The sequence below is a fragment of the Cupriavidus sp. USMAA2-4 genome, assembly GCF_001854305.1.
Taxonomy (GTDB): Bacteria; Pseudomonadota; Gammaproteobacteria; order Burkholderiales; family Burkholderiaceae; genus Cupriavidus; species Cupriavidus malaysiensis.
Genome location: NZ_CP017749.1, coordinates 479171 through 502501 on the forward strand (window position 1 = coordinate 479171; position 23331 = coordinate 502501).

The following is a 23331-nucleotide window of genomic DNA, read 5'->3' on the forward strand; positions in this document are numbered from 1 at the left end:
TATGCGCCGGAGATCGAGCGCCGTCCTGAAGCCGAGGCCCGCCAGCCCTGCGAGTTTGAGTCTGGCGCCGGGCGGATGGGGCTCGAAGTACGTCCCCAGACAACCCATCCAGCACGCCTACACGCCTACACGCCTACACGCCGCCGAAGGATCGCGTGCCGCTCGACAGCGACGATCCGCTGACCACGCCGGAGCGCCGGCCGCGGGACGTCGAAGCGACCGGCCGGAGGGCTCGCAGCGTAGAATACTCGCCGCCTGTTCAACCTGAATCCCGCCAATGCCTGTCTCCTACAATTCCGCGCAGATTAAGGAGTGGCTAGGCCCCTACACCGTATCCAAGGCCCGCTCCTACGCGCGCGCGGTCTCCAAGCTTCACTGGACGGACGACGATACCTTGGCGGGCCTGGTGCAAGGCACGCGCAGCCTCCCCTACGCTGTGCATGTCTATTTCCATCACACGAAGGAAGACGTGTCGATGAAAGGCGAATGCACGTGCCCGGTCGGCGTTGACTGCAAGCACGTGGCAGCGCTCCTGATCGCCGCTCTCGCACACGGCGCCGATCCCGCACACCACGCCGGCCTCGCACAGCGGCCCAGGCCGGCAGCCGTCGGCGTGCGCGCGGAATTGATGTCGTGGCTGGACGGTTTCCGTGCCAGACGCGCGGCGCCCGCTTCCTCGGCCAGGCAGAAGGCCGCCAAGGCCACCCATGCGCTGGCCTATGTGGTCGGGCAGACCTATCGCGGCGTCGAGGTCTTCCTGTACAAGGCCCGTGTGGGCGTGGACGGGTCGATCCGCTCGCTCGACGCCCCCTGGCAGAACCTGGAGAGGGCGCTGATCGAGCCGCCGAAGTTCGTCAGCGAGGAGGACCTGCCGATCCTGCGCGGCTTGTGGCTGGACCGCTCGCGTGGTACCTACACCGGCAGCTTCAGCCTGCAAGGTGCTAATGGTGCCGGCACGTTCGAGAAGCTGGTCGCTACCGGCCGGCTGTTCGCGTCTTCCGCCACGGGCCCGACGCATTCCGGCACGCGCTGCCTGGTACGCGGCGGGCCTGCGCGCAGTACACAGATCGTGTGGCAAGCACAGGCCGACGCGCGCCTGCGGCCAGTCTTGCAGGCCGAGCCGCCGGCCGCCCTGCTGCTGACCGCCATCCGGCCATGCTGGTATGTGGATACGCACTCCGGCGAGGCCGGCCTCCTCGCTTTGCCATGGCCCGCGGAGCAGGTCGAGGATTTCCTGTCGATGCCGGCCATCACGCCGGAGGAATCCGCGCTGGTCGGCAACGTGCTGCGTGACATTGCGCCCGACCTGCCCGCCCCTCCGTCGCATGAGGCCGCGCCGGTGCGGATCGTCGACACCGCGCCCGTCCCCGTGCTGGCACTGGACACCTTGCCGACCTGGGCATCACCGCAGGATTTTGCTACGGTCAGCTTCGATTACGCAGAGCACAGCCTTCCGGCACACAGCAACACGACGCTGGTGCGCAACGCCGGCGAAGAGATCGTCCAGATCAGAAGAGATGCCGACGCCGAACGCCAACGCCTGACCGAGCTGCACAAGGCCGGATTGCGGAAACTCCGGGCTGATCGCATCTTCGGGCCAAAGCCGTTCCCGGATGGCATGCTCGGTCCCGACAACAGCGGAGACTGGCCGGAGATCGTGAAACGGGGCCTGCCCGCGCTCAGGGCGAGCGGCTGGCGCGTCGTGATGAGCGACGCGTTCCGGCACAACGTGATCGAGATCGAAGCGATAGACGGCACGCTGCGCCCGACTGGCGACGGCTGGTTCGACGTGGAGATGGGCATCAGCGTCAATGGCCGTACGGTGCGCCTGGAACCGCTGCTGGCAGACCTCTTCCGTCGCGACGCGCGCTGGTTGTCCGGCAAGCTGGATGCGATCGCCGACGATGAGGCGATCGACCTGAAGACCGATCGCAACGAGCGGCTCCGCCTGCGTGCCGATCGGCTCAAGCCGGTCGTACGCGTGCTGATCGACTTGTTCGACGCGCTCGGCACCGGCCTGCGCATTGCCCGGTGGGATGCGGCCAGGCTGCATGCCCTGGATCAGTCAGGGCGCTGGCAGTTTCACGGTGATGCATCGGTCCGGCAACTCGCGCAGCGCCTGATGGCCGGGCCCGGCGTAGCCGACGTGCCGGTGCCGCGCGGGCTGCACGCCGAACTGCGCGCCTACCAGCGCCAGGGACTCGCCTGGATGCAGTTCCTGCGCGAGCACGGGCTGTCAGGTGTGCTCGCCGACGATATGGGCCTGGGCAAAACCGTCCAGGCGCTTGCCCACATCCTCACCGAGAAGGAAGGTGGCAGGCTGGACCGGCCGGCACTGGTCGTGGTGCCGACGACCTTGATGCACAACTGGTGCGAGGAAGCGCAGCGCTTCACGCCGACGCTACGCGTGCTGGATCTGCATGGCCCTCAACGCCGCGAACGGTTCGACCGGATCGGCGCGCACGATGTGGTCCTGACCACCTACGCATTGCTGTGGCGCGACCGCGAGATCCTTGCCGGGCACGACTATCACCTGCTGATCCTGGACGAGGCGCAGTATGTCAAGAACGCCGCCACCAAGTCGGCGGCGACCATCCGCGAACTGCAGGCGCGACACCGCCTGTGCCTGACCGGGACCCCGCTCGAGAACCATCTTGGCGAACTGTGGGCCCAGTTCGACTTCCTGCTGCCGGGGTTCCTCGGCACCCGCCAGGACTTCACCCGGCGCTGGCGCACCCCCATCGAAAAGGGCGGCGATGCGGTACGGCGTGAACTGCTCGCGCGGCGCATCCGCCCGTTCATGCTGCGCCGGCGCAAGGATGAGGTCGCCACCGAATTGCCGCCGAAGACAATGATCGTGCGAACGGTCGAGCTCGAAGGCGCGCAGCGTGACCTGTACGAGACGGTACGTGCCGCCATGCAGGAAAAGGTCCGGGCGGCCGTTGCTGCCAAAGGCCTCGCGCGCAGCCATATCATCGTGCTGGAGGCCTTGCTCAAGCTGCGCCAGGTCTGCTGCGATCCGCGTCTGGCCAAGGTCGGGCAGTCGGCCCGGGTCAAGGAATCGGCCAAGCTCGGACTGCTGCTCGACATGCTGCCCGAACTGATCGAGGAAGGTCGCCGCATCCTCTTGTTCTCGCAGTTCACCAGCATGCTCGACCTCATTGCGGCGGAGGTGGAAAAGGCCGGCATTCCCTATGTCCTGCTGACCGGGGATACCGCAGATCGCGCCACGCCGGTCAAGCGCTTCAAGCAGGGCGAGGTGCCGCTTTTCCTGATCAGCCTGAAGGCCGGCGGTGTCGGCCTGAACCTGACGGCGGCGGACACCGTCATTCACTACGATCCCTGGTGGAACCCCGCCGTGGAAAACCAGGCCACCGACCGCGCGCACCGGCTCGGGCAGGACAAGCCCGTGTTCGTCTACAAGCTGATCACCGCCGGCAGCGTGGAGGAGAAGATCGTCGCGATGCAGGAACAGAAGGCGGCGCTCGCCGAGGCGATCCTGTCGGAGGATGCCGCCGGCGCCGTCAAGTTCTCCGCTGAAGACATCGAGGCACTCTTTGAACCGATCCCGACGGCGCAGGCTGTCATGCCCGCGACGAAGGCGCGGTCTCGTACCAGGGCGGGAACATAACGGGAAGCGCGCCCATACGCGGCGGCGATGCGGCGGCTCACGCCATCGTTCAGATCGGCACAGGGCAGACTCCCCGTCCTGCGACAACGCACTCGCCGCCGCAGTGCGGCTGGCTGACGGCCGCCATCGACAGCCATCGGCAGCCATCGACAGCCGTCGACAGCCGTCGACAGCCGTCGGCGCGGCGTAGAATGACCGCGCCCGCGCCGGCCCGGCGCGGCCTTGCTCACCGGATACCATGCACGCGCCGCGCCCCTTCACCATCGACACGCCCGACGAAACCCTCGCCGCCGACCGCCTCGACGCCGCCGGCGGCATCCGCTGCCTGCTGCTGCACGGTGCCGGCACCAGCCACCGCGGCCGCTGGCTGGCGGTGCGCCAGGCCCTGGCCGCGCGCGGCATCGGCAGCCTCGCCATCGACTTCTCCGGCCACGGCGAGAGCAGCGCGCGCACGCCGAACTCGCTGGCCAAGCGCCACGCCGAAGCGGCCGCGGCCTTGTCCTGCCTGGATACCGACGGCCCGCGCAGCGTGATCGGCATCAGCATGAGCGGCGAGATCGCCGTGCGCCTGGCCTGCGACCCGCGCCACCGCATCGGGCACCTGGTCACCGTGGTCGGCGCCGCCTACGACGAAGCGGCCTTTGCCACGCCCTTCGGGCCGGCCTTCAGCGCGCAGATCCGGCGCGAGCAGAGCTGGCGCCGCTCGCGCGCGTTCCGCGACATCGCCGCCTTCCGCGGCCGCATGACCCTGGTGCGCGCCGGCCACGACCAGGTCATCCCGCCCGAAATCGCCGCCACGCTGCAGGCCAACGCCGCGCAGGCGCAGGACGCGCGCATCGTCGACCTGCCCGGCGCCGGCCACATGCTGTCGGTGCAGGCCGCGCAGGATGCCGCACTGATGGCGCGGCTGTGCGCGGTGCTGGCCGAGGCGGTGGGAGCGCCAGGTACGGCCGCCGCCTAGCTGCCGCTTCAGGCATTCCGCACGGGTCATGCGGTAGCTCGCGAAGCTGTCTCCGCGCGGCGCCGCCGCGGCGGTCCTCACGCTGCGCCGGGGTTGCCGCCGGGCCGCGCCGGCGTGACTACACCACGATCTCCTGCGCCCCCTGCGGTCGCCGCGCCAGCAGCGCCGACAGCTTCTTCAGCGCCGCGCCCAGCGCCGCGCGGTCGCGCACGCCGCCGAGCGAGATGCGGATGGCGCTGGCGGCCGCGCCGCCGGCCTGGAAGGCGCCGGCGGGCGTGACCGCCAGGCCCTCGGCGCGGGCCGCGTGGGCCAGGTCGGCCGGCGTCCAGTAGCTCGGCAAGGGATACCAGACGTGGATGCCCGAGGCGCCGCCATCGAGCCCGCCCGGCGCGCCGCCCAGCACCTGCCCGGCCAGGCCGAGGCGCAGGCGCGCTTCCTCGCGCACGCCCTGGTGCAAGGCGTCGGCGCTGCCGTCGTGGATCCACTGCGTGACCAGCGCCGTGGTCAGCGGTGTCGACATCAGCGCGAACGAGCGCAGCGCCGCCAGGAAGCCGTCCTCGCCGACACCGTCGGGCAGCAGCACGAAGGCAGTGCGCAGTCCCGGCGACAGGCACTTGGACAGGGTCGAGATGTAGTAGACGCGCTGCGGCGCGAACTGCGCCAGCGGCGGCGGCGCGGCGGCGGCGAAGCGCCAGTAGGGATCGTCCTCGATGATGCGCAGGTCCAGCCGCGCCGCGGTCTCGGCCAGCGCGCGCCGGCGCGCCGCGGACAGGGTCGCGGTGGTCGGGTTCTGCTGGGTCGGGTTGAGATACAGCAGGCGGGCGCCGTGCGTGCGGCAGGCGCGCTCCAGCGCGTCGGGCAGCATGCCTTCGGCATCGCACTCCACCGCCACCAGGCGCCGGCCGAACTGCTCGGCGGCGGCGCGCACGCCGGGATAGATCAGCGGCTCGGCCAGGATGACGTCGCCGGGCGCGCTGAGCGCGAGCACCAGCGCCGCCAGCGCGGCCTGGGCGCCCGGGCAGACCACCACGCGCCGCGCGTCCACGCTGCCGAACATCGGCGCCAGCCACAGCGCGCCGGCCTGGCGGTCGGCCTGGCCGCCGCCGCCGAGATGGTAGGTCATCAGCAGGTCGGCATCGGCGCGCAGCAGCACCTGCGCCAGTCCGCGCTTGAGCATGTCCTCGAGGTCGAGGCCGGCCGGCGGCGGCGGGATGTTCATGCCGAGATCGACCAGGCCCTCCAGTTCCACCTTGGGCGCGGTCACGTAGCTGCCCATGGCGCCGCGCGCCTCCAGCAGGTGGCGCCGCTTGGCCTCGGCGTAGGCGCGCGTGACCGTGGTCAGGTCCACCTGCAGCCAGTCGGCCAGGCGGCGCTGGGCCGGCAGCCGGTCGCCGACGCGCAGGCCGCCGTCGGCGACCGCGCGCTCGATGGCATCGACGATCTGCTGGTAGCGCGGACCGGCGCCGCGCACGAAGCCGCCGATCCAGGCCGGCGGCGGCGCGCCGGGTGCCGCGACGTCCTGGCTGCCGCCCGTCCCTTCCGTCTCTTGCATGGTTCCGCGCTGCGTCATTTTGTCGCTGATGTATGGATTATGTCTTACTTTAGCATCGCGCCAACCAAACCAAAACACATACATCCAACGTCTTGTATGCGCCCCCTCTTCCGGCCGCCGCGTCCCGCGCGGGTCGGCACGGGCCGTGACGGGCCACGCAGCCGGGTCGGCGGATGGACCGTGTGCTCCGTAACCAAGATGCGTGATATGTGCGATGCAGCAGCAAGAGCCGACGGATCGCGGGCCAGCCCGTCCCGTGCCGGCTTCCAGGCATTCCTTCCCCCAGGCGCCCGGGCGGCCGCCGGCAGGCTGGCCGGCGCCGGCCTGCTGGTGCTGCCGGTGCTGCTGTCCGGCTGCAGCCAGCTGGAACTGATGAACCCCAAGGGCGCCGTCGGCGAGCAGGAGAAAGGGCTGATCCTGGTCGCCCTGTTCCTGATGCTGCTGGTGGTGGTGCCGGTGATCGTGCTGACGCTGTACTTCGGCTGGCGTTACCGCGAAACCAACACCCAGGCGACCTACGCGCCGAAATGGTCACATTCGACCCCGATCGAGATCGTGGTCTGGAGCATCCCCTGCGTGATCGTCGCGGTGCTTGCCGTGCTGATCTGGAAGACCACCCACGAGCTTGATCCATACAAGCCGATTGCCTCCCAGACAAAGCCGGTGCGGGTCGACGTGATCGCCCTGAACTGGAAGTGGCTGTTCATCTACCCCGACTACGGCGTGGCCTCGGTCAACCGGCTGCAGATCCCGGTCGACACCCCGGTCGAATTCCGCCTGACCGCCGAGTCGCTGATGAACTCCTTCTTCATTCCCCAGCTCGGCAGCATGGTGTACGCGATGGCCGGCATGCAGACCCGCCTGCACCTGGTCGCCAACCACACCGGCACCTACCACGGCCTGTCGGCCGCCTACAGCGGCGAAGGCTTCTCCGACATGCGCTTCGACGCCATCGCCAGTTCCCGCGCCGAGTTCGACGCCTGGGTGGCGCAGGCGCGCCGCTCGCCGCTCAAGCTGGACCCCGCCAGCTACCGCGAACTCGAGCAGCCCAGCACCAGACACCCGGTCACCGTCTACGCCAACGCCACCCCCGCCCTGTTCGAAGGTGTGGTCAACCGCTTCATGCGCGGACCGTCGGGTGAGGACATCTGCCGCAACGATGTCCGTGACACCCCCTTCGCGCGCGTGATCGCGCAACGCAACGGGAACCAGGCCGCAGAAGAACAGTAATCATGCTCGGAAAACTCAATCTCGACGCCATCCCCACCCACGAGCCCATCATCATGGGCACGCTGGCGGCCGTGGCCATCCTCGGCGCCGCGATGCTGGCCGCCATCACCCGCTACGGCAAGTGGACCTACCTGTGGAAGGAGTGGATCACCTCGGTCGACCACAAGAAGATCGGCGTGATGTACATCCTGCTGGCGCTGGTGATGCTGCTGCGCGGCTTCGCCGACGCCATCATGATGCGCACCCAGCAGGCCATCGCCGCCGGCGGCGAAGCCGGCTACCTGCCGCCGCACCACTACGACCAGATCTTCACCGCGCACGGCGTGATCATGATCTTCTTCGTGGCGACGCCGCTGATCGTCGGCCTGATGAACGTGATCGTGCCGCTGCAGATCGGCGCGCGCGACGTGGCCTACCCCTTCGTCAACTCGCTGAGCTTCTGGCTGTCGGCGGTGGGCGCGGTGCTGGTCATGCTGTCGATGTTCGTCGGCGACTTCGCCGCCACCGGCTGGGTCGCCTATCCGCCGCTGTCCGGCCTGGGCTACAGCCCGACGGTGGGGGTGGACTACTACATCTGGTCCTTGCAGATATCGGGGCTGGGCACCACGCTGACCGGCATCAACTTCATCGTCACCATCCTGCGCATGCGCGCGCCGGGCATGAACCTGATGAAGATGCCGGTGTTCACCTGGACCGCGCTGATCACCAACATCCTGATCGTCGCCGTGTTCCCGGTGCTGACCGCCACGCTGGCGCTGCTGTCTGCCGACCGCTACCTCGGCATGCACTTCTTCACCAACGAGCTGGGCGGCAACGCCATGATGTACATCAACCTGATCTGGGTGTGGGGCCACCCCGAGGTGTACATCCTGATCCTGCCCGCCTTCGGCGCCTTCTCCGAGATCATCGCCACCTTCTCGCGCAAGCCGCTGTTCGGCTACAAGTCGATGGTCTACGCCACCTCGTCGATCGGCATCCTGTCGTTCTTCGTCTGGCTGCACCACTTCTTCACCATGGGTTCGGGCGCCAACGTCAATGCCTTCTTCGGCATCATGACCTCGATCATCTCGATCCCGACCGGCGTCAAGCTGTTCAACTGGCTGTTCACCATGTACCGCGGCCGCATCCGCTACCACTCGGCCACGCTGTGGACGATCGGCTTCATGGTCACCTTCGCCATCGGCGGCATGACCGGCGTGCTGCTGGCGGTGCCGGGCGCCGACTTCGTGCTGCACAACAGCCTGTTCCTGGTGGCCCACTTCCACAACGTGATCATCGGCGGCGTGCTGTTCGGCTGCCTGGCGGGCATCAGCTTCTGGTTCCCCAAGGTGTTCGGCTTCACGCTGGACGAGTTCTGGGGCAAGGTGGCCTTCTGGTGCTGGCTGGTCGGCTTCTACCTGGCCTTCATGCCGCTCTATGTGCTCGGCTTCAAGGGCATGACCCGGCGCATGAACCACTATGACGTGCCGGGCTGGCAGCCGTGGCTGATCGTCGCGCTGGTCGGCGCGGTCATCATCGCCCTGGGCATCCTCGCCATCGCCGTGCAGTTCTACGTCAGCATCCGCCGCCGCGACGCCAACCGCGACCTGACCGGCGATCCCTGGGACGGCCGCAGCCTGGAATGGTCCACGTCCTCGCCCGCGCCCTTCTACAACTTCGCCCACGTGCCGCAGATCACCTCGCTGGAGCAGCACTGGGACGACAAGGAAGCCGGCCGCGCCTACCAGCAGCCGGCCCGCTACGAGGACATCCACATGCCGCGCAACACCGGCGCGGGCGTGATCATCTCGGGCTTCGGCCTGGTGCTGTGCTTCGCCCTGGTCTGGCATATGTGGGTGGTGGCAGCGATCGGCCTGGTCGGCGTGATCGCCACCTTCATCGCCCGCACCTATGACCGGGATGTCGACTACTACGTGCCGGCGTCGGAAGTCGCCCGCATCGAGAACGCGCGCTTCGCGCAACTGCGCGAGGCCGCCTGAGCCATGACCACCGTACTCGTTCACCAACAACCCGGCCACGCCCACGGCCACCAAGCTCACCAGGCTCACCACGCTCACCACGGGCATGACGACGGCTCCCGCACCACGCTGGGGTTCTGGATCTACCTGATGAGCGACTGCCTGATCTTCGCCTGCCTGTTCGCCACCTTCGCGGTGCTGGCCAACAGCACCGCCGGCGGCCCGACCGGGCGCAACCTGTTCGAGCTGCCCTTCGTGCTCGGCGAGACCATGCTGCTGCTCGCCAGCAGCTTCACCTTCGGCATGGCCATGCTGGGCATGCAGGGCGCCCGCCCCGGCCGCGTCAACGCCTGGCTGGGCCTTACCTTCGTGCTCGGCGCGGCCTTCATCGCCATGGAGGTCTACGAGTTCGCCGAGCTGATCCACCAGGGCGCCGGCCCGCAGACCAGCGCCTTCCTGTCGGCCTACTTCGGCCTGGTCGGCACCCACGGCCTGCACGTCAGCGTCGGCCTGCTGTGGCTGCTGGTGATGATGCACCACGTGCGCCGCTTCGGCCTGGACGCGCCGACGCGCCGCCGCCTGGCCTGCCTCAGCCTGTTCTGGCACTTCCTGGACCTGATCTGGATCTGCGTGTTCACCTTCGTCTACCTGCGCGAGTTCGTATGAAGCCCACCTCCCTGCATGCCCACCACGGCGCCCACCATGCCCACCACGGCGCCCACCATGCCCACCATGCCGGCCATGACGGCCATGCCGGCGGCGACCATGGCAGCCTGAAAAGTTATGTGATCGGACTGGCGCTGTCGCTGCTGCTGACGCTGGCCTCGTTCGGCGCGGTGATGACCGGCCTGGTGCCGCGCGGCATGGCGCTGCCCGCCATCGTGCTGCTGTGCGTGGCGCAGCTGGTGGTGCAACTGGTGTACTTCCTGCACATCGGCACGGCGCCCTCGCAGCGCGAGAACGCCGGCATCTTCCTCTGCTCGGCCGGGCTGATCGCCATCATCGTGGCCGGCTCGCTGTGGGTGATGCACAACGCCAACACCAATATGATGCCGACCACCATGTCGGTGGAAAGCGCCAAGGCACGAGAGTAGTCCGCCATGCGGGCGGCATCGGCCGCCCCGGCAGAAGGGGGCCCCATGAACCAGGACGAAGGCGAACACACCATGGCCGGCGGCGCGGACGGCGCCCGCCTCGGCATCGAGAGCGTCGACCGCAACGGCCAGCAGTGGTACCGGCTCACGCTGGACGGCAGCGGCGCCGCGGCGGGCACGCCGGCCGGTGTCGCGGTCGGCCCGGCCTTCCGCGCCGAAGAGCTCGGCGACGCCATCGCCGCCGTGCTGTCCGCCTACCTGGCCATGCGCGACCGCCGCGCGCCGGGCCACGAGCGCCTGGCCGACACCCTGCGCCGGGTCGGGCCCGAACCCTTCCGCGCCGCCGCCGCAGCGGCCGCCACCGCCGCCGCCGCCGCGGCCGATGCGGTGCGCGCGCGCAGGGCCCCTTCCCGTCCGGCCGAGGCCGCCGCGGCCGCCGGCGTGCCGGCGCAAGCCATGAGCGCGCTGCCGGCCTGCTGCGCCTAGCCGCCGGGGCCGGCGGCCACGCCCGGCTTCAGCGCGCCACCCACTCGGGCGCCGACGACCCCAGCGTTCCTGCCGGCAACTCCCAGCGCATCGGCGTGCCGGCCACCGTCACCGGCATGCGCAGGCGCTGTGCCGGCCCCCAGCTGGTGTGCTCGATGGCCGCATCGAGATCGTCCGCGCCTTCCGCCGCCAGCGTGCCGGGGCGTCCCGGCAACGGCGCGCCCGGCGCCGCCGGATGGGCCAGCAGCAGGCCGGCCGTGCGCGCCAGCGAAGCGCGCGCGCTGCCGCCCTCCCCCGTCGCCAGCCGCCGCGTCAGGCCACGCAGCGCCGCCGCCGCCAGCAGATAGCCGGTGGCATGGTCCAGGGCCTGCCCGGGCAAGGGCACCGGGCGCGCGCTGCCGGTCACGCGCATGCCCGCCTCGGCGATCCCGCTGCTCATCTGCACCAGGCTGTCGAAGCCGCGCCGGCCCTGCCAGGGGCCGCTCCAGCCATAGGCATCGAGCGAAACGTCGACCAGCGCCGGATTGAGCTCGCGCCGGCGCGCCGCATCCAGTCCGAGGCGCGCCAGCGCATCCGGGCGATAGCCATGCACCAGCACATCGGCCCCGCGCAGCAACTGCTCCAGGCACGCGCGATCGCCGGCCTGCTTGAGGTCCAGGCGCGCACGGCGCTTGCCCACCACCACTTCCGGCACCGTGCCCGGTTCCTCCCAGCCCGGCGGATCGATGCGCAGCACCTCGGCGCCGAAACCGGCCAGCCAGCGCGTGGCCACCGGACCGGCCAGGATGCGGGTCAGGTCCAGCACGCGGATGCCGCGCAGCGGACGCTCGGGCGCCAGCGCCCAGCCCGGCCGGGCCACCGCGCCGGCGGCCTCGCGGTGCAGCAGCGGCTCGGCCGCCACCGCCCTGCCCTGCGGGTGCGCCGTCCAGGCGGCGGCCGAACGCATCGCCGCCGCGCAACCGCCGCGCCCGACCACCGCCGCCTCCAGCTCGTCGACACGCCAGCGCGCCACCGCGCGCGCCACCGCCTCGCGCTCGACCGGCGCCTCCAGCACCGCCAGCGCGGCGTCGCGGTGATGCGGCGCGTTGGTGTGCAGGCGGATCCAGCCATCGGCGGCCTGGTAGTCGCCGGCCACCGGGTCCCACTGCGGCGGCAGCGCCCAGCCCTGCGGCCGCAGCGAGGTCAGGAACCAGAAGGAAGCCAGGCGCCGGTCGACAGCCACGTCGGGCCAGCGGCCCGAGGTCGAAGCGACCAGCTCGGCCAACGCCAGGCTGGCCGCGCCGACAGCGCCGGCGGCGAAATCGGTGAAGGCGAAGGCCGAAGGCGCGGCACCGGTGCCGGTGAACCGCAGCCTGGCCAGGTCGGCTTCGCTGCCGCCCGTGGCCAGCCAGAAGTCGCGCAGTACGCGCTCGGCGACGGACGCGCCGGTGGCGGCAGGCGTGGCGGTGGTGGTGGAAGGAGAGGAGGAAGGAGAGGAGCCGGCAAGGCTCGCGGAGGCTTCGTCGCGCATGATCGACCTCGGGTGTGGGAGAGACTGGATGGTTCGGACGGCTTGCGTTCGATGCGAAGCTTAGTCCCGCCAGCCGGCCAGTCAATCTTGATCCTTGCGATCAATGTATCGGCCGCCGCGCCTCCGGATACTCGAGCTGGAGCGCGACGAAGCCCGCCGTGGCATCGTCGTAGCGGGCGGCGATGCCGCGCAGCGCCGCAGCGAGCGCGGGCACGGCGGGCAGCCCCGCGCCGGCATCGGGCAGCGGCGCCGGCAGTGCGGCGCCGTGGCGCTCGGGCAGGAACACCAGTCCGCTGCGCAGGCGCACGCCGGCCGGCGATGGCGCGGTCGCCACGACCTGCGTGCGGTAGGTGCGCGCATAGGCATCGGCCACCAGGGCGAGCGCGACATCGTCGGCGCCCGGGCGCAGGGCCGCGCCCAATGTCTCATGCCGCCAGAACGCCAGCCAGTTGCGTGCCGCCGTGTACAGGTCCCGCACGCCGAGCTGGAACGGCGCGGCGTCATAGGCATCATCCCAGCCGCCGGCACCGAGACGGCGTGCCACCTCGATGGCGCGCGCGCGGCCGCCGATGGCTTCGACCAGTGCCAGCGAGACCGGCACCGAGGCGCTGACGCCGGTGGTGGTGACGACCGGGCCGTCGACCACATAGCGCCGGTCCTGCACCCACCGCGTGCGGGGAAACTGCCGCGCCAGCGCGCTGCGCGAATACCAGTGGCCGGTGGCGCGGCGGCCGTCCAGCACGCCGGCGCGGGCCAGCACCCAGGCGCCGTCGCAGATGCCGATCACGGTCGCGCCCTTGGCGCGCTGCTGCCGCACCCAGTCCAGCAGCGCGGGATCGTCGTCCTCGTGCACGGCCGGCACGACCACGTAGTCGGCGCCCTCCGGGAAGCGCGCGTCGAATGCCGCCAGCGACGCATCGGGCACCACCGAGAACGCCGGGAAGAGCCGCACCGGTCCCGGCCCGGTGCCCAGCGCGAGGACCTCGGCCACGTCGGCCAGCTTGAGCACGCCGTAGGGCACGACGTAGTCGGTCAGTTCGGTGAAGGTATTGTGGCCGACCACGGCGACGACCGGCCGTTCCCGTCCCGGACGCGACGGCGCGGGGGCGATGCGCGCGCTGGCCGGGCCGGGCGCGGCGGCTGGCGCTTGGACGGGCGCTTGGACGGGCGCTTGGACGGGCGCTTGGACGGGCGCCATGTCCCGGGCGGACGCCGCGTCCTGCGCCGCGCCGCCAGCGGCGCAGGCCAGCAGCGCGGCGCCGCAGGCCAGTCCTCGCAGCCGCCGACGCGCGATCCTGACGCAGGCGCTCGCGACAAGCGCGCTCATGACAAACCCGGTCATGGCGAGCGTGCTCACGACAAACGCGCCACGGCCGCGTCGAGCGCCGCCACCGCGCGCGCGATGGTGGCGGCATCGGCCTGCTCCGGCCGGCCGCAGTCGAACGGCGGCGCCGGCGCGTACTCGAGCATCAGGGTGATCGCTCGGGCCTGGTCGCGCCCGTGCGTCAGCGCGGCGAGTTCCAGCGCGAAGTCGATGCCGGCCGTCACGCCGCCGCCGCTCACGCGGTTGCGGTCGCGCACGATGCGCGCCGCGTCGGGGACGGCGCCGAAGCGCGCCAGGTGCTCGCGGTAGTTCCAGTGGCAGGCGGCGCGATAGCCTTGCAGCAAACCCGCCGCGCCGAGCAGCAGCGAGCCGGAGCAGACGCTGGTGACCCAGGCGGCCCGCTCGCCCTGGCGGCGCAGCCAGGCCAGCGTCGGCGCGTCGCGCATGGCCGCCAGCGTGCCGGGGCCACCGGGCACGCACAGGATGTCGAGCGGCGGGCAGGTGTCGAAGTCGGTGGTGGGCGTCAGCGCGATGCCGCCGTCGCAGGGCACGCTGGCGCGCGCCTTGGCGACCAGGTGGAGGGTGGCGCCGGGCAGGTGGGAGAAGACCTGCGCGGGACCGGTCAGGTCGAGTTGCGTCAGGTGAGGGTAGAGAAGGAAGCCGATCGACAGCGGTGCGTGCATGGCGGGTCCCGGAAGGCTGCGCGCGGTGGCGCGGGGTAGTGGAAGGTACGGAAGGCGGCGCGGCTGCGATGCAGCGCCGCCAGGGCGAGTATCTTGACGCGCGGGTCTGGCGGCAATGACAATGATTTGTCGATTCCTGCCAACCAGCGGCGTAGCGCAATGCAATGCACAGCAGCGCGCCGGCCGCCCGCTCCCGCATGCCACCGAAATCGCCGAAGCCAGCCACCAAGCCCGCCACCGCGCCGGCGCCCCTGCGCCAGGTGGCGCTGGTCGCCTTCCCCGAGTTCCAGATGCTGGACATCGCCGGCCCGGCCGACGTGTTCGCCATGGCCAACGCCTTCCACGTGGAACCGGCCTATCGTGTCACGGTGGTCTCGGCCGCCGGCGGGCCGCTGGCGGCCTCCAACGGCATCGCGCTGCATACCGAGCCGGTCGCGTCCCTGCCGGCGCGCCGCGTCGACACCTGCCTGGTCGCCGGCGGCGAGCGCGACGGCCTGGTGGCGAGCGTGGCCGACCACGCGCTGGCCGACTGGGTGCGCCAGGCCAGCCGGCACGCGCGCCGCTACGGCTCGGTCTGCACCGGGGCCTTCGCGCTGGCGCACTGGGGCCTGCTCGACGCCCACCGCGCCACCACGCACTGGGCCTCGGCCCACCTGCTGCAGCGCTACTACGGCGGCGTCGACGTGCAGGCCGAGGCGCTCTACGTGCAGGACGGCAAGGTGTGGACCTCGGGAGGGGTGACCTCGGGCATCGATATGTGCCTGTCGATGGTCGAGCAGGACCTGGGGCGCTGGGTGGCGGCACGCGTGGCCAAGCAACTGATCCTGGCGGTGCGCCGCATGGGCAACCAGTCGCAGTATTCGCTCGCGCTGGAAGCGCAGTCGGGACAGTACGCGGAGCTGGTGGACTGGCTGCGCGCCCGCCTGGACCAGCCCATCGACGTGGAGGCGATGGCGGAGCGGGCCGGCGAGGCGCCGCGCAGCTTCCACCGCCGCTTCCTCAAGGCCACCGGCATGACGCCGCACGCCTTCCTCGAAACGCTGCGCCTGCAGGCCGCGCGCGCCCGGCTGGAAGCGGGCGAGTCGGTCAAGGCCGCGGCGCGGGCCGCGGGCTTCGGCTCGGAAGCCCACCTGGCCAAGGCCTTCCGGCGCCGCTTCGCGTTGACGCCATCGCAGTACCGGGCGCAGTTCGGCGCCCGGGCCGGCTAGCCGCCTGGCCGGCCAGCCGGCCGAGAGATCGGGGAGCCGGGGCGCCGCGCGCCCGGCGGCGGCGCTCAGTCGAGCGAGATGTGGCCCGCCTTGATGATCTCCGCATAGCGTGCGCCATCGCGCTCGATCAGCTTCTGGAACTCCGCCGGCGTGCTGCCCACCGCCACATAGCCCAGGTCTTCCAGGCGCTTCTGCACCTCGGGCTGGCGCACCACCTCGGCGATGGTGCGCGACATGCGGTCGACCACCGCCTGCGGCGTGCCCGCCGGCGCCAGCAGGCCGGTCCAGGAGCTCATCACGAAGCCCGGGAAGCCGGCCTCTTCCATGGTCGGCACGTCGGGCGCCGCCGCCAGGCGCTTGGCCGAGGCCACCGCCAGCACGTTGATCTTGCCGGCGCGAGCCTGCGGCATCGGCACCAGCAGCGGATCGAACACCATCGACACCTGGCCCGACATCAGGTCGGTCAGGATCGGCGCGCTGCCGTTGTAGGGAATGTGGGTCATCTCCAGCTTGCTGACCATGGCGAAGCGGGTGCCCACCAGGTGCGCGCTGGAGCCGGTGCCGCTGGAGGCGAAATTCAGCTTGCCGGGATTGCGCCTGCCGTACTCGACCAGCTCGGCCACGCTGCGCGCGGGGATCTGCTTGGCGCTGAACAGGAACAGCGGCAGGTCGGCCATGTGGCTGACGGGCTTCAGGTCGGCGGGCTTGTAGGGCAGCGACTTGTACAGGCTGGGATTGGCCGAGTACGCCGCCAGCACCGCCAGGAAGGTGTAGCCGTCGCCCTTGGCGCGGGCGGCCACCGTGGTGCCCACGGTGCTGTTGGCGCCGGGCCGGTTCTCGACGATGATGGTCTGCTTGAGACGCTCGCCGACCTTCTCGAAAACCACGCGCGCGACCGTATCGGTCGAGCCGCCGGGGGTGTAGGGCACGATCACGCGGATGGGCTTGCTGGGCCAGGCGTCCTCGGCCGCGCCGGCGGCGGGCGCGGCGGCGCCCAGGCCCAGCAGGGCGGCGCACACGCCGGCAAGGCGGGTCAGGTGGGTGAGGCGGGTGCTGGCGGCCGGCAGGCGGCCGGCAAACGGTTGGGGTACTGCCATGGTGCTCCTCTTGTCGTTCTGATGTCGTTCTGATGTCGTTCTGGTGAGCCGCGTGCCGGGGCCACGCCGGTGCGGTCTCCGCGCACGCTGCCTAACCATGCCATGCCTTGACGGAAAGTAGGGACATTGGGACAAGAACGGCTGGTTTTTTTGTGCGGTCACCGGCAGGCGGCATGTCTTCCGTCAGCCCCAAATAATTGCGAATCATTCTCATTCGTAATAGAATCGCGACTTCCGCGATACCTGCGCAACACGCAACACGCAACACGCAACACGCAACACGCAACACGCAACACAAGGCACGGCGCAACGCACGGCACGACACAGCCGACCCTGCCCGCCCGGCGTTGCGCAGCCACGGGGCCGCGGCGCCATCGCTTTCCACCTCCTCGCTCGCATGCAAGCCACCGGCACCCCCGGCACCCCAGGCACCGCCAGCGGTGCCGCCGAGCCTTCCCTTCACCAGGAGATCCGCGCGCTGTACCGCGACCACCACGGCTGGCTCAAGCACTGGCTGCGACAGCGCCTGGGCAGCGCCGGCGATGCCGCCGACCTCGCGCACGACACCTTCCTGCGCCTGCTCGCGCGCGACGCGGCCATCGTGGCGCGCGAGCCGCGCGCGCTGCTGGCCACGGTGGCACGCGGCCTGGTGGCCAATTTCTACCGGCGCCGCCAGATCGAGATGGCCTACCTCGAAGCCCTGGCAGCGCAGCCCGAAGCCACCGCGCCCGATCCCGAGGCGCGCGCGCTGGCGCTGGAAGCGCTGGTCGAGATCGACCGCCGCCTCGACGGCCTGGCGCCCGCGGTGCGGCGCGCCTTCCTGCTGTCCCAGCTCGACGGCCTGGGACAGGCGGAGATCGCCGCGCAACTGGGGGTCTCGCTGGCCACCGTGCAGCGCTACCTGGTCAAGGCGCTGCACCAGTGCTGCTTCGCGCCCTGAGCCCGCGTCCGCCCGATCGCAACCGCTTCCACCAGATCCTCGCCAGTCCCCCCGCCGCCATGTCCGCCGACACCGCCCCGAAACCCGCCGCATCCTGGCCCGCCGCCCCCGAGCCCCCGATCGATGAGGCTGTCACGCTGCGCGCCACCGAATGGATGGTGCAGCTCATGGCGGCCGCCGGCGACGCGCGAAGCGAGGCGGAATGCGAGGCGCAATGCCGGTGCTGGCGTGCCGCCCATGCCGACCACGAACGCGCCTGGCAGCACCTGTGCGCGGTCTGCGCGGCGCTGCGCGGCCTGCCGGCGCCGGTGGCCCACGCGGTGCTGGCGCGCCCGGCACGGCGCACCGGCGCTCCGGGCGGTCCGGGTGCTACGGGCGGCCGGCGCGGTGCACTGGCCTTGCTGCTGGCCGGCGGCGCCGTCGCCATCGGCTGGCAGTTCGAGCGCGCCGGCGGCTGGCCGGGCTTGCGCGCCGACTACCGCGCGGGCGTTGGCCAGCGCCGCCGCATCGCACTGGCGGACGGCACCGTGGTCGACCTGAATACCGACAGCGCGATCGCGCTGCGCTACGGCCCGGCCGAGCGCGTGGTGGTACTGCTGGCCGGCGAGATCGCCGTCGCCACCGCGCCCGACCCGGACCGTGCCGGCGCCGCCCGCCCCTTCCTGGTGGAGACCGGGCACGGCCGCCTGCGCGCGCTCGGCACGCGCTTCACCGTGCGCCTGCTGCCGCGGCACGGCGAGGTCGGCGTGCAACAGGGCGCGGTCGAGATCCAGCCGGCCGGCGGTGGCCCCACGCGGACCCTGCAGGCCGGCGAGCGCACCACCTTCACGCGCGCCGGAGCCGCCCCGCCGACCCCGGCCAGCCCAACCGACACGGCCTGGACGGCCGGCATGCTGGCGGTGCACGACATGCGCCTGGAGCGCTTCCTGGCCGAGCTGTCGCGCTACCGCCACGGCCGCCTGGGCTGCAGCGCGGACGTCGCCGACCTGCGCCTGTCGGGCATCTTCCCGCTGGCCGATACCGAGGCCGTGCTCGAGACCCTGCCGCACCTGCTGCCGGTGGCGGTGCATCGCTTCACGCGCTACTGGGTCGACGTGCGCCGGCGCCCGGACTGACGCGCCCGCGGGCGCCACAACAAAAAATAATCTGCAGGACCTGAGGTCTTTTTCCGTTTCGCGTGGCCTGGCAGGAGAAGGCCGCATCGCGGCCGCTCGCGAAAGGAAACCCTCCGATGTACAAGACCTCCTCCCGTCCGCCCCGTTCTGGCCTGCATGCCGCCGCCCTGCGCGCGCTGGCCCTGGCCGGCGCCGGCGCGGCCGCCATGGCGCTGCCGCCGCCGGCTGCGGCCCAAACCACCGCCGCCACCGCCGCCACCGCCGCCGCCGCCACAGACGCCACCGCCACCCGCCGCGGCTATGCCATCCCGGCCGGCCCGCTGCAGGACGCGCTGACCCGCTTCGGCATCGAGGCCGGCGTGCTCGTCTCCTACGAGGCGGCCGCGGTCGGCGGCCGCCGCAGCGCCGGGCTGCAAGGCAGCTACGGCGCCGCCGACGGCCTGGCCACGCTGCTGCGCGGCACCGGGCTCGAAGCCCAGGCCGTCCCCAACGGCTTCCTCGTCCGCCCCGTTCCGCCCGCCGCCGCCGACGGCGCGACACTGCCGACGGTCACGGTCAGCGCCACCCGCCACGATGCCGAAGCCCTGCCCCTGCCCTACGCCGGCGGCCAGGTCGCGCGCGGCGCGCGCCTCGGCATGCTGGGCAACACCGACCTGATGGACGCGCCCTTCAGCGGTGCCGCCTACACGGCCGCCACCATCGAGGACCAGCAGGCCAGGACCGTGGCCGACGTGCTGGCCAACGATCCGACCGTGCGCTTCACCACCACTGCCGGGCATATCTACGAGAACTACGCGGTGCGCGGTTTCGACATCACCTCCAGCGAGCTGGCGCTCAACGGCATGTACGGCCTGGCGCCCTCCGGCCACGCACCGACCGAGTTCATCGAGCGTGTCGAACTGCTGCGCGGCCCCACCGCCCTGCTGACCGGCATGGCGCCCGGTGGCGCCGTCGGCGGCGTCATCAACCTGGTGCCCAAGCGCGCCGGGGCCGACCCGCTGACGCGCCTGTCCACGACCTACCGGTCCTCGGCCAACTTCGGCGGCAGCCTCGACGTGAGCCGGCGCTTCGGCCCCGACAAGGCCTTCGGCATGCGCTTCAACGGTGCCGCCGACGATGGCCGCACCGGCATCGACGGCCAGTCCAAGCAGCGGCTGCTCGGCGCCCTCGCGCTCGACTACGCCGGCGAGCGCCTGCGCCTGTCGCTGGACGCTTATGCCAACCGCGAGCGGGTCAGCAACGGCAGCGCGTGGATGGCCTCCTTCACCGGCCCGGTGATCCCCGCCGCGCCCAAGGCCGGCACCAACATCCTGCGCGGCACGCACGGCGAGATCGACAACATGGCCGTGGTCGGCCGCGGCGAGTTCGACCTCCGCGACGACTGGACCGTCTACGGCGGCGTCGGCACGCTCAGCCACCGCTACGCGGGCTTCCTCAACGGCACGCGCGCCAACGGCGTCAAGCCCTCGGGCGACTACACCGGCTACACCTACAACCAGCGCGGCTTCACCGACACGCTGTCGGCCGAGGCCGGCGTGCGCGGCACCGCGCGCACCGGCCCGGTCGAGCACCGCCTGGTGCTCGGCTTCAGTTTCCTGAACCAGCGCACCGGCACCCTCAACAAGAGCTCGGGCGCCTATCTCTCCAACATCTACCGGCCGATCGCTCCGCCGCTGGCGGCCGACCCCGGCAGCGCGCCGAAGACCTCGGACAGCACGCTGACCAGCTTCGCGCTGGCCGACACGCTGGCCTTCGCCCGGGACACGGTGCAGCTCACGCTCGGCCTGCGCCAGCAGCGCGTGCAGGCCGACACCTTCGCCGCCGCCACCGGCGCGCGTACCGCCAGCTACGACGAAAGCGCGGTGACGCCCGCGCTCGGGCTGGTGCTCAAGCCATGGGGGCCGGGCCTGTCGCTGTTCGCCAACTACATCGAAGGGCTGAGCCAGGGCGACACCGTCACCGACACCGCCGCGCGCAACTTCGGCCAGATGTTCGCGCCCTACAAGACCCGGCAGATGGAGGCCGGCGTCAAGTGGGACAGCGGCCGGCTGACGCAGACCCTGAGCGTGTACCAGATCACGCGGCCCAGCCTGGTCCAGGACCTGGCGACCCGCACCTACCACCCGGACGGCGAGCGCCGCCACCGCGGCATCGAATGGAATGTGTTCGGCGAAGCGGCGCGCGGCGTGCGCGTGCTCGGCGGCGTGGCCTACACGCGCGCCGTGCTGACCCGCACCGCCAACGGTGCCTACGACGGCAATACCGCCTTTGGCACGCCGCAATGGGCCGCCAACCTCGGCACCGAATGGGACCTGCCCTGGCTGCCCGGGCTGACGCTCTCGGGCCGCGCCACCTACACCGGCACGCAGTACGTCAATACCGCCAACACGCAGAAGATCCCCGCCTGGTGGCGCTTCGACGCCGGCGCGCGCTACATCACGCGCATCGCCGGCAAGCGCGTCGGCTTCTACGCCAACGTCGACAACCTGTTCAACGAGAGCTACTGGGCCGGTTCCTTCAACGATGGCTACGTGACCATGAACGCACCGCGCACGGTCCGGCTGACGACCACGGTGGACTTCTGATGCGGCGGCTCTCCCGTCTGCGCGCCCATGCCGCCCATGCCGCCCATGCCGTCAGCGCCGCCATGCTGCTGGCTGCGGGCCTGCCGCCCGCCACCGCATCCACCGCCGCGACTGCTGCGACTGCCGACACCCCGGACGCCGCGCCCGCCCAGGCGAGTGCCGCCACGCCGCGCGCGCTGCCCGGCCAGCCGCTGCGCCTCGCCGCCGCTCAGCAGGCACCGGCCACCGCCACGCTCGCCCTGCAGGCCGGCGACTTCGTCGAGGGCACGCTGGACGGCCCCGCCGCCACGCTCGACCTGCTGGACGCGCAGGGCCGCCACCTGCGCCGCCTGGTCGCCGCGGATGGCCTCTCGCGCGGCTTCCTGTTCGTGGCGCCGAACGATGCCGACTACCTGCTGCGCGTGCAGCCCGCCGATCGCTCAGCCGCCGCCGCGCCCCATGTGCTGACCATCGCGCCGCCGGTGCCGCGCGCCCGGCAACGCGCGCCCGGCACGCCATTGGAGAGCCCGCGCCTGCGCCGGCTGGCCCGGGATCTCGCCGAGGGCGGCGGCAGCGAAGCGTTCTGGCACGAAATGGCGGCACGCGGCACGCCGCTGGTCGAGGCCCTGGCAGATACCGCAAGCCCCGCGCAGACGTCCGCCGGCGGCCCCGCCGAGGTCCTGGTGACCTTCCTGTGGCGCGGCGCCGCCCACGGCGTGCGGCTGCTGGGCAGCCCGGCCGGCGACCACGACCCGCTGGCCCGCCTGGACGACAGCGATGTCTGGTACCGCAGCTACCGCGTCCCCGCCGGCACGCGCCTGAGCTACCAGCTCGCGCCGGACGTGCCGGAGCTGGACGCCCCCGCCGCGCAGCGCCGCCGCGCCATCCTCGCCACGGCCCGGCGCGACCCGCTCAATCCACAAGCGTTTCCCGCGCAGGCGCCCGATGCCTATGCGCAGAAGTCGGTGCTGGAACTCCCGGGTGCCCCACCCCAGCCGTGGCTCGCGCGGCGGCCGGGCGTGCCGGCCGGCACCGTGCAGCGCCACCGCCTGGCGAGCCGCCTGCTCGGCGACACGCGCGAGGTCTACGTCTACCGGCCCGCCCCGGGCGCGGCGGCCGGCCAGCGGCAGGCGCCGCGTGGAGCCCGGGCGGCAGCGCTGCTGGTGCTGTTCGACGCCCACGCCTACCTGTCCGCGGTACCCACGCCAGTCATCCTCGACAACCTGGTCCACGACGGACTGCTGCCGCCCATGCCAGCGCTGATCCTGGCCAACCCGAGCGCGCAGGCTCGCGCCACCGACCTGCCGCCCAGGCCCGCCTTCGCGGATTTCCTCGCCGAGGAACTGCTGCCCTGGGCCGCCGCGCAAGGCGTGGCGGCGCCGGCCGCGCGCACCATCATTGCCGGCTCCAGCTATGGCGGGCTGGCAGCGGCCTACGCGGCACTGCGCCACCCGCAGCGCTTCGGCCTGGTGCTGAGCCAGTCTGGCTCCTTCTGGTGGGCCCCGGGAGCGGCCCCCGGCACGGGCCCGGCGGCAGGCGACGCGGCCCCCGAATGGCTGACGCGCCGCTACGCCGCCAGCCCGCGCCTGCCGCTGCGCTTCTACCTGGAGGCGGGCCGCTTCGAGGACGGGCGCGGCCCGACCGGCATCCTCACCACCACGCGCCACCTGCGCGACGTGCTGCGCGCACGCGGGTACCCGGTGCGCCATGCCGAGTTCGCCAGCGGACATGACTACCTGCAGTGGCGCGGCACCCTGGCCTGCGGGCTGATGGCGCTGGCCGGCACCGCCAAGGCGCAGCGCGAACTGGCGGGCGACGGCGAGGTGGCGCGGGCCTGTCCGATGTCGTGACACGGCCGGCCGGCGCGCGGCCACGCCGCACCGCTTCCTTGCCAGGCACTCCTTGAGTGCCTGTTTTTTTCTAGGGGAGAGCGCTGGCCCCACCCGCGGCGGGTGCTCCACCAGCCGCCTGCCGTTGC

At 71.8% G+C, this 23331-nt stretch carries 17 protein-coding genes; 12 read left to right on the forward strand and 5 right to left on the reverse strand.

Annotated elements, in window-relative coordinates; translation table 11 throughout:
- Positions 1-277: 277 nt before the first annotated feature.
- Positions 278-3631: an SNF2-related protein gene (locus tag BKK79_RS22230; protein WP_071038812.1), complete on the forward strand. Its 3354-nt coding sequence runs from the start codon at positions 278-280 to the stop codon at positions 3629-3631.
- A gap of 238 nt (positions 3632-3869) precedes the next feature.
- On the forward strand, positions 3870-4592 hold the full coding sequence (locus BKK79_RS22235; RefSeq protein ID WP_071038813.1) for an alpha/beta hydrolase: 723 nt from the start codon (positions 3870-3872) through the stop codon (positions 4590-4592).
- Between the two features lie 118 nt (positions 4593-4710).
- Here the strand turns inward: BKK79_RS22235 and BKK79_RS22240 are convergent, their stop codons facing one another.
- Positions 4711-6144 (reverse strand): aminotransferase-like domain-containing protein, encoded by a 1434-nt coding sequence (locus BKK79_RS22240; protein ID WP_157128501.1) that lies wholly within the window; start codon positions 6142-6144, stop codon positions 4711-4713.
- A 198-nt stretch (positions 6145-6342) separates the two neighbouring features.
- Here BKK79_RS22240 and cyoA point away from each other — a divergent pair, with 198 nt between their 5' ends.
- Genes cyoA through BKK79_RS22265 form a run of 5 tightly spaced genes read left to right on the forward strand, consistent with a single transcriptional unit; the run spans position 6343 to position 10912 of the window.
- Positions 6343-7374, forward strand: coding sequence for a ubiquinol oxidase subunit II (gene cyoA, locus BKK79_RS22245; RefSeq protein WP_442873276.1), 1032 nt, complete (start codon positions 6343-6345; stop codon positions 7372-7374).
- 2 nt (positions 7375-7376) lie between these two features.
- The gene (gene cyoB, locus BKK79_RS22250) at positions 7377-9353 is read left to right on the forward strand and encodes a cytochrome o ubiquinol oxidase subunit I (RefSeq protein WP_071018605.1); all 1977 of its coding nucleotides are present in this window, start codon (positions 7377-7379) and stop codon (positions 9351-9353) included.
- Positions 9354-9356: 3 nt separating this feature from the next.
- Positions 9357-9998 (forward strand): cytochrome o ubiquinol oxidase subunit III, encoded by a 642-nt coding sequence (gene cyoC, locus BKK79_RS22255; RefSeq protein WP_071018604.1) that lies wholly within the window; start codon positions 9357-9359, stop codon positions 9996-9998.
- On the forward strand, positions 9995-10426 hold the full coding sequence (gene cyoD, locus BKK79_RS22260) for a cytochrome o ubiquinol oxidase subunit IV (protein WP_071038814.1): 432 nt from the start codon (positions 9995-9997) through the stop codon (positions 10424-10426). Before cyoC ends, cyoD begins: the two co-directional genes overlap by 4 nt.
- A 45-nt stretch (positions 10427-10471) precedes the next feature.
- Positions 10472-10912, forward strand: a complete 441-nt coding sequence (locus tag BKK79_RS22265; RefSeq protein ID WP_071018600.1) for a hypothetical protein — start codon at positions 10472-10474, stop codon at positions 10910-10912.
- A gap of 28 nt (positions 10913-10940) precedes the next feature.
- Here BKK79_RS22265 and BKK79_RS22270 read toward each other — a convergent pair whose 3' ends face one another.
- The 3 genes from BKK79_RS22270 to BKK79_RS22280 all read right to left on the reverse strand — a co-directional run bounded on the left by BKK79_RS22270 (position 10941) and on the right by BKK79_RS22280 (position 14429).
- The gene (locus BKK79_RS22270) at positions 10941-12422 is read right to left on the reverse strand and encodes a CoA transferase (protein WP_083384422.1); all 1482 of its coding nucleotides are present in this window, start codon (positions 12420-12422) and stop codon (positions 10941-10943) included.
- A 100-nt stretch (positions 12423-12522) separates the two neighbouring features.
- Complete coding sequence (locus tag BKK79_RS22275) at positions 12523-13749, reverse strand: DJ-1/PfpI family protein (protein ID WP_071040295.1); 1227 nt, start codon at positions 13747-13749, stop codon at positions 12523-12525.
- 26 nt (positions 13750-13775) lie between these two features.
- On the reverse strand, positions 13776-14429 hold the full coding sequence (locus tag BKK79_RS22280; RefSeq protein WP_071038815.1) for a DJ-1/PfpI family protein: 654 nt from the start codon (positions 14427-14429) through the stop codon (positions 13776-13778).
- A gap of 197 nt (positions 14430-14626) precedes the next feature.
- Between BKK79_RS22280 and BKK79_RS22285 the strand changes: the two genes are divergently transcribed.
- The gene (locus tag BKK79_RS22285) at positions 14627-15637 is read left to right on the forward strand and encodes a GlxA family transcriptional regulator (RefSeq protein ID WP_071022251.1); all 1011 of its coding nucleotides are present in this window, start codon (positions 14627-14629) and stop codon (positions 15635-15637) included.
- A gap of 65 nt (positions 15638-15702) precedes the next feature.
- On the opposite strand, the gene BKK79_RS22290 is transcribed toward BKK79_RS22285, so the two are convergent.
- Positions 15703-16734 (reverse strand): tripartite tricarboxylate transporter substrate binding protein, encoded by a 1032-nt coding sequence (locus BKK79_RS22290; RefSeq protein ID WP_071038816.1) that lies wholly within the window; start codon positions 16732-16734, stop codon positions 15703-15705.
- 397 nt (positions 16735-17131) lie between these two features.
- On the opposite strand from BKK79_RS22290, the gene BKK79_RS22295 reads away from it, so the two are divergent.
- From BKK79_RS22295 to BKK79_RS22310, 4 genes are all read left to right on the forward strand, one after another.
- Positions 17132-17674 carry a sigma-70 family RNA polymerase sigma factor gene (locus BKK79_RS22295; RefSeq protein WP_084085056.1) on the forward strand — a complete coding sequence of 181 codons (543 nt, stop codon included), beginning with the start codon at positions 17132-17134 and terminating at the stop codon, positions 17672-17674.
- Positions 17656-18789: a FecR domain-containing protein gene (locus tag BKK79_RS22300; protein ID WP_157128502.1), complete on the forward strand. Its 1134-nt coding sequence runs from the start codon at positions 17656-17658 to the stop codon at positions 18787-18789. Before BKK79_RS22295 ends, BKK79_RS22300 begins: the two co-directional genes overlap by 19 nt.
- Positions 18790-18905: 116 nt before the next feature.
- The gene (locus tag BKK79_RS22305) at positions 18906-21374 is read left to right on the forward strand and encodes a TonB-dependent receptor (protein WP_084085058.1); all 2469 of its coding nucleotides are present in this window, start codon (positions 18906-18908) and stop codon (positions 21372-21374) included.
- Positions 21374-23203, forward strand: coding sequence for an enterochelin esterase domain-containing protein (locus BKK79_RS22310; protein ID WP_232346431.1), 1830 nt, complete (start codon positions 21374-21376; stop codon positions 23201-23203). Before BKK79_RS22305 ends, BKK79_RS22310 begins: the two co-directional genes overlap by 1 nt.
- Positions 23204-23331: the final 128 nt, after the last annotated feature.